Here is a 12,978-nt window from a genome sequence, read left to right on the forward strand (position 1 = left end):
CGTGGCGCTCCCGCGCCCCCGCGTGGACATCCGGGCATCCGGGCAACCGGGCAACCGGGCAACCGGGCAACAGAAAACCCCGACCGTTCGACGGCCGGGGTCTGCTCGGGACCGGATGTCGGTCGTACTCAGGAACCCGTGGGCACGGAGTCAGTCGCCTCCGTCCACAGATCCTGCTCGGCGCGATCCGCCTGGATCTGGCGGTACACGAGGAGCCCGCCGATGGCGGCCAGTGCGACCAGGAGAAGCTTCTTCACCGCGCGACCTCGTCTTTCCTTGACGTAGGGGACCTCTGGCGCCCGACTATACACACCGGCCGATACCGATCGGTGACCTGCGTCGGCGGTCAACTGCCGTGCGCCGAAGCCCTCCAGAAGCGGACGAACCCGTTCTGATCGGAGGGTGATCACACCCCTACGCGAGGTGACTTTTCGCCCCGCTCTCTCCCGTATTGGCATCTTTTCGGCCCTCTTGCGGCCATTCGGGTTGTGTTCATCTGAACATCGACGCGCCACGGGCGCAGGTCCACCACTTCGCGATCCGCATACACATCATGAGGAAAGTACGCAAATCGCCCAACCCGAAAGTGAGGGGTTATGGCCCGGAACAAGGTCATGACGCTGTGGACCACCATCGTCACCGCCTTCCTCGCGCTGTGCACGGCGCTCGGACTCATCACGACGACCGCCGCCGCGGCCGCGCCGCAGACCGGAACGCACAGCAAGAGCGAGAGCGCCTCCCCCGAGGCGGCACCCGCGACGGCGCTCCCCTGGTCCTGGTCCCGGGCCGGCTCCCTGCCCCCCACGATGAAGCAGCGCATCCGCGCCGAGGCGCACGGCTCGGCCCCCAGTTGCCGGCACCGTCCGCTCAGCGACGCGACCGCCACGGCCACCGAGACCGCCACCGGCCTCCCCTGCGACGACACCGCGGGGTCACCGGCCCAGCACAGCGCGCCGCTCCAACGCTGAGCGGGCCGAGGCGGCGCCCGGTTCGCACCGCGCCCGCCCCGCCCGACCGACACAACGGCGATCTGCGTACCGCACCACACGCCAGAAACGGCCCGGCCGCTCGACAGAGCAGCCGGGCCGCCGCCATGTGTGGCTCCCCTCGCGTCTGGGCTCCCTCGCATGTGTGGCTCCCCTCGCGTCTGGGCTCCCTCGCATGTGGTGGCTCCCCTCGCGTCTGGGCTCCCTCGCATGTGGTGGCTCCCCTCGCGTCTGGGCTCCCCTCGCGTGTGGGGCTCCCTTCGTGTGTCGGCTCTTCGTCCCGCCCGGCCCCCCGCCCGCCGGCGCCTGTTCACGCGTCATAGCCTGTACGGCACTCCTGCGGAAAGGTGGTGAGTGCCGCCCGTGAGCCGGCACATCGTCATCGTCACGGCCGTCCACGGCCCCTCGGCGCACTACCTGCCGGAGGCCCACGCGTCGTTGGCCGCCCAGGAGTTGCCCGACGGCTGGGACTGGCGCTGGGTGATCCAGGAGGACGGCGGGACCCACGACGTCCGCCCGCACGTGCCCGACGACCCGCGCGTCGTCTTCCGCCAGGGCCGCGGGGACCGGCAGGCGGGCCCCGGTGTCGCCCGCACCATGGCCCTGGCCCACGCGGACGGGGAGTACGTGAAGGTCCTGGACGCCGACGACCGGCTCGCGCCGGGCACCCTGGCCCGCGACCTGACCGCGCTGGAGGCCGACCCGGGGCTCGGCTGGGCGACCTCACGGGCCCTGGACCTCCTGCCCGACGGCTCGACGGCCGGTTTCCCGGGCGACCCCGCGCACGGACCGATCGAACGCGGCGCGGTGCTCGACTTCTGGCGGGCCAACGGATTCCGCGCCCAGGTCCATCCGGCGACGCTCCTCGTCAGGCGCGACCTGCTGCTCGCCCTCGGCGGCTGGATGGCCCTCCCGGCGTCCGAGGACACCGGCCTGCTGCTGGCCCTGAACTGCGTGAGCCGGGGGTGGTTCACCGAGGAGGTGGGCCTGCTCTACCGCAAGTGGGAGGGCCAGGTCACCGGCCAGGCGTCGCACGTCGACCCGGCCGAACGGGAGGCCCGGATGGCGGTGGTGGAGGCCAGGGCGCGGGCCCTGTCGTCCTTCGGCTGGCACCCGCCGCACCGGACCGAGGGCGCGGACCTGCGGCGGTGACGGCGGTGACGGCGGTGACGGCCGCCCGACCCGCCGCCGTGACGGCAGCTCAGGGCAGCGTCTCGGCGTCCACCCGGGAGAAGACCAGGTCGCTCTCCTCGACGACCGGCCCTCGCCAGCGGACCGGTACACCCGGCTCGCCGCGCAGCGCCGCGGGGTAGCTGCCGGGCGCGTAGTCGTTGGCCAGGCGGTAGACGTGGAACCCGGCGTCCCGCATCACCCCCAGCAGTTCGTCGGCCGAGTCCCCCAGCAGCGCCATGCGTTCCGGCGTGACCTCGACACAGATCTCCGCGTCGGGCCGCAGGTCGCCCAGCACCGGCGCCAGAGAGCGCACGACGCCGCCCTCCGCTCCCTCCACGTCGATCTTGATCACCCGGGCGCCGGCCAGCTCCGCCGGGTCGAGGAGTTCCGGCAGCGGCCGGGCCTCGGCCTCGAAGCCGGACTCCGCCGGGCCGTCGTACGGGACGATGCTGTTCGCGCCCGTGTTCCGTGAGCTGGCGAGCACGAAGCGCAGGGTCCTGCGGCGGTCGGACACGGCGGCGTTGAGGGCGCGGACGTTGTGCAGGCCGTTGAGCCGCGCGTGCCCCACCAGACGGCGGTGCAGGACGGGGGAGGCCTCGACGGCGACCACGTGGCCCTCCGCACCGACGAGTTGGGCCGCGAGCACGCTGAAGACCCCGATGTTCGCCCCGACGTCCACGAAGCCGTCCCCCGGGCGCAGTCGGCGGCGCAGCCACGCCGTCAGGTGCGGCTCCCAGACGCCGAACAGGTACAGGTACCGCTGGATGAGGTCACGCGTGTCCACGGCGAACAGGCCGCCGGAGCGCACCCGGACGACCCTGCGGCGGGGCCGCTCCCGCAGCCGCGCGTTCAGCCAGTGCGTGGTGAGCGCCGACTTCCCGAGAGTGCCGGGCGCGTGGCGCACGTAGCGGGCGGCGAGGGTGACCAGGGCCTGGGACGGCGTCCCGGCGACGGACGCGCCTCGTTCTCCCCGCCCACTCACTCGCCCGAGACGGTGATCGCCGCGGCGGGGCACCCCTCGATCGCCTCCCGCACCCGGTCCACGCCGATGTCGTGCTCCCGCCCGGGTATCACGGCACCCAGACCGTCCACCTGGGTGAAGACGGACGGGGCCCGGTGGACGCAGTCACCGGAGCCGTAGCACTGCTCGGGGTCGACGGAGATCCTCATACGCGCTCCAGCGGCGGTCGGCTTCGGAACCTTCACGACGTGCCTGCCCGCGGATCGCGGCGCCGAACCCGCCGGGCGCGCCCGCGTGTCGACCGGGCGCCCGCGGGAATTGGACAGCAGACGCGCCGTCATGGTCGGGCACCGGTCCCTCCCCTCGTGGGGACCGGTGCCGAACCATGCCGGCGGTGTACTGCGGGTGGTACCGGAGCGGTTCGGGAAGGGCCGGGCCGCCGAAAGCTGACCGAGAACGTGCGGCCTGGTGGGGTGGCTCCGCGAACACCGAGCCGCTGACCTGTCAGGGTGGATCGCGGCCGACCGGCCACTGCGACGGGATCCTGCCACCTGAGGTCGCCGCCGAGGAGGATCCGGACCCGCGGAACCGAGGTAGCCGCAGGTCAGGCATATAGAGTGAGTTTTCCGGTCCGGACGTCCAAGTGCGGGGGAAGTAAGGAGTGGAGACCTTGAGTTTCGACTCAGGGGCACGCACGGCCTTCGCGGAACGCCTCGCACTGCTCTACAAGGAGGCGGGCAACCCTCCTCTGAAACGCGTGTCCGAGGCCGTCGTCCGGCTCCAGCGGGTCGACGAACGGGGCCGTCCCGTACGGGTCTCCGCCCAGCGGATCAGCGACTGGCGGCGGGCCAAGAACGTCCCCGCCCAGTTCCCCGCCCTCGCGGCCGTCCTGCACGTCCTGGTCCCGCTCGCCCGCCGGGCACGTCCCGTACCGGTCTCCGCCGGGCTGTACGACCTGGTCCAGTGGCAGCGCCTGTGGGAGCGGGCGATGGCCGACCCGACGGGCGAACGCGCCGCGCCGTCCGCCGCGGACGAGGAAGACCCCGCGGCCGAGCCCCAGGCCGCCGGCGGTGTCTGCCCGTACCGGGGGCTGGCCGCCTACCGCCGGCAGGACGCCGACTGGTTCTTCGGGCGGGACCGGAGCACGCGGGCCCTGGTCGCCCAGCTCCGCGCGGCCGAGGACACGGGCGGCCTGGTGATGCTCGTGGGCGCCTCGGGAGCGGGGAAGTCCTCCCTGCTGAACGCCGGGCTCGTGCCCGCCCTGCGCGAGGGGACGCCGGGCGGCGGGGCCGGTCCGCCGGGTGGGCCCAGGGAGCCGAGGCGCGTGCTCCAGCTCGTGCCGGGCGTCGATCCGCTCGGGGAGCTGAGCCGCCGGATACCCCAACTGGAGCCCGTCGTACGCGCCGTGCGCAGGACGGGGAAGCCGGGCGACCCCGGGACCGAGGACGCGGTCAGGGCGGCCTTCGCGGCGTGGGCGGCGCCCGGCGAGGATGCGGGGTCGGGGGCGAAGTCGGGGTCGGGGGCGAAGTCGGGGTCTGGGTCTGGGTCTGGGTCTGGGTCTGGGTCTGGGTCTGGGTCTGGGTCTGGGTCTGGGTCTGGGCACGAGCCTGATCCGGAGTCGCCGTCCGCGCGTCCCGTCGTCATCGTGGACCAGTTCGAGGAGACCTTCACCCTCTGCCCCGACGAGTCCGAGCGGCGCGCGTTCATCGCGATGCTGCAGGCCGCCTGCGTGCCAGGGGGTCCGGGGGAGGCGGCGCCGGTCCTCGTGGCGCTCGGCATCCGCGCCGACTTCTACGAGCAGTGCCTGCGCCATCCCGAGCTGGCCGACGCGCTCCAGCACCGGCACATGGTGCTGGGGCCGCTGACCACCGCGGAACTGCGCGAGGCGGTGACCGCACCGGCCAAGGCCGTCGGCATGGAACTCGAACCCGGTCTCGCCGAGCTGATCATCCGTGAGGTGAGCACCGACGGCCGGCACGGAACCCACGACGCGGGCGTGCTGCCGCTCCTCTCGCACGCCCTGCTCGCCACCTGGCAGCGGCGCAAGGCGGGCCGGCTGACACTCGCCGGATACCGCGCGGCGGGCGGCATCCAGGGCGCGGTGGCCGGAACCGCCGAACGGGCCTGGTCCGACCTGGACCCGGCGGCCCGCACGGCGGCGAGGCTGCTGCTGCTCAGGCTGGTCCGGCTGGGCGAGGACACCCAGGCGACCCGCAGACGCAGCACGCGGCGGCGGCTGGCGCAGGAGTCGAGGGACCCCGGCAAGACCGAGGAGTCCCTGGAGGCACTGGTGCGGGCCCGGCTGGTGACCCTCGACGCGGAGGCCGTGGAGATCACCCACGAGGCGCTGCTGCACGCCTGGCCGCGGCTGCGCGACTGGATCGACGAGGACCGCGCCGGCAACCTGCTGCGCCAGCGGCTGGAGGAGGACGGCCGGGCCTGGGAGGAATCGGACCGCGACACCTCGCTGCTCTACCGGGGATCCCGGCTGGAACAGGCCCGCGGCTGGGCGGACTCGGCCGGCGGCACCTTCCTGACCCGCAGCGCGGTCGACTTCCTGGCCGCCGCGAGCAGACTGCGCAGGCGCACCGTCCTGATCAGGCGCGCCGCGGTGTCGACGCTGGTCGTGCTCGCCCTGGTGGCCGTCGGCTCGGCGGTGATCGCCTGGCAGCAGCGCAACGACGCGGTGTACGAGCAGGTGGTCGCCGAGGCGGACCGCGTCGAGGACACGGACCCGTCCCTGTCCGCCCAGCTCGACCTGGCGGCGCACCGCCTGCGACCGGACGACGAGGACGTCCGCAACCGGCTGATATCCATCGTGAACGCGCCGCTGGCCACCCCGCTCCTCGGGCACACCGGCGCCGTCTACCTGACCTCCTTCAGCCCCGACGGGCGGCTGCTGGCGACGGCCAGCTACGACCGGACCGTGCGGCTGTGGGACGTGTCGGACCCGGCCCGGCCGGAACAGCTGGGCAAGCCCCTCACCGGCCACCGGAGCTGGGTGAGCACCGCCGTGTTCAGCCCGGACGGCCGCACCCTCGCCAGCGCCTCCGACGACGGCACGATCCGGCTGTGGGACGTACGGAACCCGAGCCGTCCGCGTCCGCTCGGCGCACCCCTGACCGGCCAGGGCGGCACCGTCTACCTGCTCGCCTTCAGCCCCGACGGACGCACCCTGGCCTCCGCCCACGACGACCACGCCGCGCGCCTGTGGAACGTGGCCGACCCGCGCCGGCCGCGCGCCCTGGCCACCCTGACCGGTGCGAAGGCGGCGGTGCGCTCGGTGGCGTTCAGCCCCGACGGGCGGACGCTGGCCGCCGGTGGCGACGACAACGCGGTCCGGCTCTGGGACGTCGCCGACCCGGACCGCCCGGAGCCGGCCGGCCGACCGCTGACCGGTCACGGCGCGCTGATCCACTCCGTGGCCTTCAGCCCCGACGGAACCACCCTCGCCAGCGGGAGCGCGGACGACACCGTACGGCTCTGGGACGTGGCCGACCCGGACCGCGCGAGATCCGCGGGCGCTCCGCTCACCGGCCACACCGGCCCCATCTGGTCGGTGGCCTTCAGCCCCGACGGCGCCATGCTCGCCGCGAGCAGCGCGGACAGCACGGCGAGCCTGTGGAACGTCAGCGACCCGTCCTACCCGTCGCAGGTGGGCATGCCACTGGCCGGGAGCAGCGGCGAGATGTACGCCCTCGGCTTCAGCCCCGACGGGCGGACCCTCGCCACCGGCAGCGGCGACAGCAAGGTGCGCCTGTGGTCGCTGCCGACGTCGGACATGATCGGCCGGATCGGCGCCTTCCGCCGGGACGGGCACGTGCTGGCCACGGCGGCCCGCGACGGCCGGGTCCGCCTGTGGGACGTGACGGAACCCGCCCGGCCGGTGTCACTGGGCGAGCCCTTGAGGCCGGGCGAGGGCGACATTCGGTCACTGGTGTTCTCCCCGGACGGCGACACCCTGGCGGTGCTCTCCGCGGACGCGGTCCGTCTCTGGAACGTCGGCGACCCGGCCCACCCCGCCGCCCACGGGCCGCCGGTGCCGCTGCGCACCCGTTACGCGGGCCCCGACACCCTGGCGTTCAGCCCCGACGGCCGCACGCTGGCCACCGCCTACGACGACCGCACCGTCCAGCTGTGGAACACCGAGGACCCGTCCCACCCACGCCGTCTGGGCCGGCCGCTGAGCGGCCACCGGGGATACGTCAACACCCTGGCCTTCAGCCCGGACGGGCGTACGCTCGCCAGCGGCGGCGCGGACGACACCGTACGGCTCTGGGACGTGGACGACCCCGCGCACGCCACCCCCCGCGGTACGCCCCTCACCGGGCACCTCGGGCCCGTCAACGCCCTCGCCTACAGCACGGACGGCGACACCTTGGCCAGCGGCAGCGACGACGGCACGGTCCGCCTCTGGGCCGTCCCCAGCGGCGGCGAACCCGGCCGGGCCGAGTCGACCCTCGCCGGTCACACCGACTCGGTGGTGTCACTGACCTTCCGCGAGGACGGCGAGACCCTGGCCAGCGGCGCCAACGACAACACCGTCCGCCTCTGGAACGTCACGACGCCCGCCGAGGCCGCGCCCATCGGCCAGTCGATGAGCCCCAACGCCAAGACGGGGAACTTCCTCTCCTTCAGCCCCGTGCGTCACATGCTGGGGGTCTCGAGCGGAACGGACACCGTCCGGCTCTGGAACCTCGGGGTGGACGACGCCATCGACCGCATCTGCTCGGCCACCCGGAACGTACTCACCGAGGAGAAGTGGCACGAGTACCTGCCGCGCCTGGACTACGAGCCGCCGTGCGACCACTGACAACGTGATCCCGGTCACTCCCCGGAGGCCCGACCGACCAGTCGGCACCCATGACGCACCGGCCCTTGTTAGCCTTGGCCACAGCCCGACCGCTGGCGCATCCCCCGTCGCCAGCGGTCGGGCCTTCTCCTACCTGTTGCCGCCGTTGACCGCAGGCTGGATGTCCGTCGGGCTTCGGCGGTAACCGGGCTGGTCCGTGTCAACTAGTCGACCTCGTACTGGCCGACCTCCAGAAAGTCGCGCAGCGCTTCCGGGGTGTTGTCGTCAAGGGCAGCACCGGCCGCTGCGCGCAGGGCGTCGCTGATGTCGGGGTCGGCGAGGAGCCGGAAAATGGCGACCCGGTCGTCCTCGGCCTGGGCCAGGCGGTAGCCCGTCTCCAGCCAGGCACGCGTCTGCTGGGGATCGTCGTTGTCGAGAAGCTGGTTGACCTCCGCAATGACGCGCCTGCCGCTGTCCGGGTCGGCAAGAATCCTGAAGAGCGCGACCCGGTCGTCCTCGGCCTGCGCCAGCGGATAGCCCGTCTCCAGCCAGGCACGCGTCTGCTGGGGATCGTCGTTGTCGAGAAGCTGGTTGACCTCCGCAATAACGCGCCTGCCGCTGTCCGGGTCGGCAAGAATCCTGAAGAGCGCGACCCGGTCGTCCTCGGCCTGCGCCAGCGGATAGCCCGTCTCCAGCCAAGCGCGCATCTCCTCCACGGTGCCGCTGTCCAGGAGCGCGTTCGCCTCCCGGATCACGCGCTTGCCGCTGTCGGGGTCGGCGAGGATGCGGGATATCGCCACCCGCAGGTCGTCCGCGCTCATCTCGTCGTAGGGCGAGCCGGCCGTCGCGACGGCGCCTGCGGGGGCGATGGAGGCGGCCATGGACGGCGTAGCCAGCAACAGCGCCGGGGCAAGAGCGCCTGCGGCCACAGCAAGGATCACGCGAGTCGATCTCATGAGGTCAACCACCTTTGTCATCTGCAAGGATGCGGTGCTGCGATCTTCGCAGAAGGAGATGGGCCGGCCATTGCCTTGATCAGGCAGTCCTCGCTGATTCTGCTTGCCTGCGGCTCGCAACGCGGCCTGCGTCCTCGTCCTCGCCCTGGTCCTGGTCCTCGCGCTCCGCCGTAGCGAGGTGCTGGAGCTGCGCTCGCTGCACCTGCCTGACCGGGGTGATGCGGCCGGCCTCGAGTCGATGTCCTGAACCCCTGGAAGATCCGCTCATCGGCTGACGTTCCCGCCGGATGGGCGGCGGCGGAACCTGCCGCGCACCCAGAACACGCTGAGAGCCACTGCGGCGACCACGGACAGAAGGATCGCCCCGAGGACCACGGTCACCCCGGCTGAGATCACGAAGATCGCCCACCACGGCGGATCGCCTTCCACAGTCCTCCTCAACGAAGCGTGCGTACCCTGCACGACGCCGGGAAGCGGGGGCTGGTTCCGTGACCACCGTGGATGTCAGTCATGGACAGTCATGGATGTCAAAAACCCCCAGCCGTTCCCGACTGGGGGTCTTCTCGCTGGTGGGGCTAACAGGATTTGAACCTGTGGCCTCATCCTTATCAGGGATGCGCTCTAACCAACTGAGCTATAGCCCCGCCGCGCTCTGCGGTGTATGTCCCGCGCGCTGACTCCTGAAGATTAGCGCACGAGGAGGGCAGTCCCAAAATCGGTTGTCGCAGGGTCCCGGAGGGACGCTCACTCGTCCTCGGCGAGCGTCAGCTCCACGCCTCCGACGAAGCCGGCGGACAGGTTGTAGATGAACGCGCCGAGCGTGGCCAGCGCCGTCGCGAGGACAACGTCTATGACGGCGATGACCGTCGCGAACAGCAGCACGTTGGGCAGCGACAGGAACGACTGCAGGTCGAAGCCGTTGGACTCGTTGGATCCGGTCGCCTCGGAGATCGTGCCGCCGACGGTGGAGAAGACCCCCATGGCGTCCATGACCATCCACAGCACGGCGGACGCGACGATCGTGCAGATGCCCAGCGCGATGGAGAGCAGGAAGCTGACCTTCATCACCGACCACGGGTCGGCCTTCGACACGCGCAGGCGCGCCTTGCGGACCCGGGGCGTGGTGCGCGCGCCGGTGCGCGGGCGGCGCACGGCGGACGCGGTGCCGCCCTGGGTCTGGTAGGCCTGCGGCGGGTGGTACGGCCCGCCGGGCTGCTGGCGCTGCCGTTCCCCCGGCAGCGGCGAGGCCGCCTGCTGACTCTGCTGGCCTCGGGTGTCCGTCACAGTTCCCCCCTGGGATCCATGCTTCTGCGACGCCTGCGAGTCGGTCGCGCCGTCGTCGATCTTGCGCAGCTGAGTCGTGTGCGGATCGGTCGCACGCGCGGCGGAGCCACGGCCGCCGCCGCCCGTTTCCGTACCCCTGGAGGTACCGGCCGACCCGGCGCCCGTGGCTCCGCTCACGATGACTCTCTCCTCGTGCTACTCGGCCGAGGGCGCCTCACCCTCGTCCGTGCCGGTGGTCTCGGGACCCTCGGCGGCCTCGTCGACGACGACATCGCCGTCGACCTCCTCCGCCTCGCGTCCCGCCTCGGCGTTGCGTGCGATGCCGACGACGGCATCGCGCTTGCCCAGATTGATCAGTTGAACGCCCATGGTGTCACGGCCGGTCTCCCTGACCCCGCTGACTCGCGTACGAATCACACCGCCCGAGAGTGTGATGGCGAGGATCTCGTCGTGCTCCTCGACCACCAGCGCACCCACGAGCGACCCGCGGTCCTCGACGATCTTGGCGGCCTTGATGCCGAGGCCGCCGCGACCCTGGACGCGGTACTCGTCGACGGAGGTCCGCTTCGCGTAACCGCCGTCGGTGGCAGTGAACACGAACGTACCGGCTCGAACAACATTCATCGAGAGCAGCTCGTCCCCTTCACGGAAACTCATGCCCTTGACGCCCGAGGTCGCACGGCCCATCGGACGCAGCGTGTCGTCCGACGCGGTGAACCTGATCGACTGCGCCTTCTTGCTGATCAGCAGCAGATCGTCCTCGGCCGAGACCAGCTCGGCACCGATCAGCTCGTCGTCGGAACCGTCCGCCTGCTCGCGCAGATTGATGGCGATCACACCACCGGAACGCGGCGAGTCGTAATCCTTCAGCGACGTCTTCTTCACCAGGCCGGCCTTGGTGGCCAGGACCAGGTAGGGCACCGCCTCGTAGTCGCGGATCGCGCGGATCTGGGCGATCGTCTCGTCCGGCTGGAAGGCCAGCAGGTTCGCGACGTGCTGCCCGCGCGCGTCCCGGCCGGCGTCGGGCAGCTCGTACGCCTTCACCCGGTAGACACGGCCCTTGTTGGTGAAGAACAGCAGCCAGTGGTGGGTGGTGGACACGAAGAAGTGGTTGACGATGTCGTCTTCCTTGAGCTTCGTGCCGCGCACGCCCTTGCCGCCGCGCTTCTGGGCGCGGTAGTCGTCGGTCTTGGTGCGCTTGATGTAGCCGCCCCGGGTGACCGTGACGACGATGTCCTCCTCGGCGATCAGGTCCTCGATGGACATGTCGCCCTCGTACGGGATCAGCTTCGTCTTGCGGTCGTCGCCGTACTTCTCGACGAGCGCCGCCAGCTCCTCGCTGACGATGCCGCGCTGCCGGACCGGGGAGGAGAGGATCTCGTTGTACTCGCGGATCTTCGCCTGGAGTTCGTCGTGCTCCTGGACGATCTTCTGCCGCTCCAGGGCCGCCAGGCGGCGCAGCTGCATCTCCAGGATCGCGTTGGCCTGGATCTCGTCGATCTCCAGGAGGCCCATCAGGCCGTGGCGCGCGATCTCGACGGTGTCGCTGCGCCGGATCAGCGCGATGACCTCGTCGATGGCGTCCAGGGCCTTGAGCAGGCCGCGCAGGATGTGCGCCCGCTCCTCCGCCTTGCGCAGCCTGAAGCGCGTACGGCGGACGATGACCTCGACCTGGTGGTTCACCCAGTGGCGGATGAACGCGTCCAGGGAGAGGGTCCGCGGCACGCCGTCGACCAGCGCCAGCATGTTGGCGCCGAAGTTCGACTGCAGGTCGGTGTGCTTGTAGAGGTTGTTCAGGACGACCTTGGCGACCGCGTCCCGCTTGAGGACGATGACCAGGCGCTGGCCGGTGCGGGACGACGTCTCGTCGCGGACGTCGGCGATGCCGCCGATCTTGCCGTCCTTCACCAGGTCGGCGATCTTCTGCGCGAGGTTGTCGGGGTTGGTCTGGTAGGGCAGCTCCGTGACCACCAGGCACTGGCGGTTCTGGATCTCCTCGACCTCGACGACCGCGCGCATGGTGATCGAACCACGCCCGGTGCGGTACGCCTCCTCGATGCCCCTGCGGCCCACCACCAGGGCGCCGGTCGGGAAGTCCGGGCCCTTGATGCGCTCGATCAGCGCGTCCAGCAGCTCCTCGTGCGAGGCCTCGTAGTTCTCCAGGTACCACTGGGCGCCGGCCGCGACCTCGCGCAGGTTGTGCGGCGGAATGTTGGTCGCCATGCCGACCGCGATGCCCGCCGAACCGTTGATCAGCAGGTTCGGGAAGCGGGCGGGCAGGACGGTCGGCTCCTGGGAGCGGCCGTCGTAGTTGTCCGTGAAGTCGACGGTCTCCTCGTCGATGTCGCGGACCATCTCCATCGACAGCGGCGCCATCTTGCACTCGGTGTAGCGCATGGCCGCCGCCGGGTCGTTGCCCGGCGAGCCGAAGTTTCCGTTGGAGTCGACCAGCGGCATCCGCATCGACCACGGCTGGGCGAGGCGCACCAGCGCGTCGTAGATGGAGCTGTCGCCATGCGGGTGGTAGTTGCCCATGACGTCGCCGACGACACGGGCGCACTTGTAGAAGCCGCGCTCGGGGCGGTAGCCGCCGTCGTACATCGCGTACAGCACGCGGCGGTGCACGGGCTTGAGGCCGTCACGGACGTCGGGCAGCGCGCGCGAGACGATGACGGACATCGCGTAGTCGAGGTACGAGCGCTGCATCTCCGTCTCGAGCCCGACGGGCTCGACACGCATCGCCAGGGCGTCGCCCTCGGGCGTCGTCACAGGGGTGTTCTCGTCGGTCATTGCTGGTGAAGGTCCTTCCTGGTGCGGTCAGCTGAG

The 12,978-nt window shown here is 71.5% G+C and carries 10 protein-coding genes and 1 tRNA gene; 4 read left to right on the plus strand and 7 right to left on the minus strand.

What is annotated here, in order from left to right; genetic code table 11:
- Positions 1–128: 128 nt before the first annotated feature.
- Positions 129–257 carry a DLW-39 family protein gene (locus ACFW01_RS24000; RefSeq protein WP_003999697.1) on the minus strand — a complete coding sequence of 43 codons (129 nt, stop codon included), beginning with the start codon at positions 255–257 and terminating at the stop codon, positions 129–131.
- Positions 258–596: 339 nt separating this feature from the next.
- Here ACFW01_RS24000 and ACFW01_RS24005 point away from each other — a divergent pair, with 339 nt between their 5' ends.
- Positions 597–968, plus strand: coding sequence for a DUF6344 domain-containing protein (locus ACFW01_RS24005; RefSeq protein WP_234956480.1), 372 nt, complete (start codon positions 597–599; stop codon positions 966–968).
- A gap of 381 nt (positions 969–1,349) precedes the next feature.
- Positions 1,350–2,138 carry a glycosyltransferase family 2 protein gene (locus tag ACFW01_RS24010; RefSeq protein WP_234956479.1) on the plus strand — a complete coding sequence of 263 codons (789 nt, stop codon included), beginning with the start codon at positions 1,350–1,352 and terminating at the stop codon, positions 2,136–2,138.
- Between the two features lie 49 nt (positions 2,139–2,187).
- Here the strand turns inward: ACFW01_RS24010 and ACFW01_RS24015 are convergent, their stop codons facing one another.
- Both ACFW01_RS24015 and ACFW01_RS24020 read right to left on the minus strand, forming a co-directional pair.
- Positions 2,188–3,063 carry an FkbM family methyltransferase gene (locus tag ACFW01_RS24015; protein ID WP_234956662.1) on the minus strand — a complete coding sequence of 292 codons (876 nt, stop codon included), beginning with the start codon at positions 3,061–3,063 and terminating at the stop codon, positions 2,188–2,190.
- 74 nt (positions 3,064–3,137) lie between these two features.
- Positions 3,138–3,329 (minus strand): ferredoxin, encoded by a 192-nt coding sequence (locus ACFW01_RS24020; RefSeq protein ID WP_234956478.1) that lies wholly within the window; start codon positions 3,327–3,329, stop codon positions 3,138–3,140.
- 461 nt (positions 3,330–3,790) lie between these two features.
- On the opposite strand from ACFW01_RS24020, the gene ACFW01_RS24025 reads away from it, so the two are divergent.
- Positions 3,791–7,933: an NACHT and WD repeat domain-containing protein gene (locus tag ACFW01_RS24025; RefSeq protein WP_384506446.1), complete on the plus strand. Its 4,143-nt coding sequence runs from the start codon at positions 3,791–3,793 to the stop codon at positions 7,931–7,933.
- A 203-nt stretch (positions 7,934–8,136) separates the two neighbouring features.
- Here the strand turns inward: ACFW01_RS24025 and ACFW01_RS24030 are convergent, their stop codons facing one another.
- The gene (locus ACFW01_RS24030) at positions 8,137–8,868 is read right to left on the minus strand and encodes an ALF repeat-containing protein (protein WP_384506449.1); all 732 of its coding nucleotides are present in this window, start codon (positions 8,866–8,868) and stop codon (positions 8,137–8,139) included.
- A gap of 103 nt (positions 8,869–8,971) precedes the next feature.
- Here ACFW01_RS24030 and ACFW01_RS24035 point away from each other — a divergent pair, with 103 nt between their 5' ends.
- Complete coding sequence (locus ACFW01_RS24035; protein WP_234956476.1) at positions 8,972–9,115, plus strand: hypothetical protein; 144 nt, start codon at positions 8,972–8,974, stop codon at positions 9,113–9,115.
- A 320-nt stretch (positions 9,116–9,435) separates the two neighbouring features.
- Here the strand turns inward: ACFW01_RS24035 and ACFW01_RS24040 are convergent.
- The 3 genes from ACFW01_RS24040 to gyrA all read right to left on the minus strand — a co-directional run bounded on the left by ACFW01_RS24040 (position 9,436) and on the right by gyrA (position 12,942).
- A tRNA-Ile gene (locus tag ACFW01_RS24040) sits at positions 9,436–9,512 on the minus strand.
- 100 nt (positions 9,513–9,612) lie between these two features.
- Complete coding sequence (locus tag ACFW01_RS24045; protein WP_234956475.1) at positions 9,613–10,329, minus strand: DUF3566 domain-containing protein; 717 nt, start codon at positions 10,327–10,329, stop codon at positions 9,613–9,615.
- An 18-nt stretch (positions 10,330–10,347) separates the two neighbouring features.
- Positions 10,348–12,942, minus strand: a complete 2,595-nt coding sequence (gene gyrA / locus ACFW01_RS24050; RefSeq protein ID WP_234956474.1) for a DNA gyrase subunit A — start codon at positions 12,940–12,942, stop codon at positions 10,348–10,350.
- Positions 12,943–12,978 lie beyond the last annotated feature (36 nt).

This window comes from Streptomyces sp. NPDC058985 (genome assembly GCF_042740985.1).
Classification (GTDB): Bacteria; Actinomycetota; Actinomycetes; order Streptomycetales; family Streptomycetaceae; genus Streptomyces.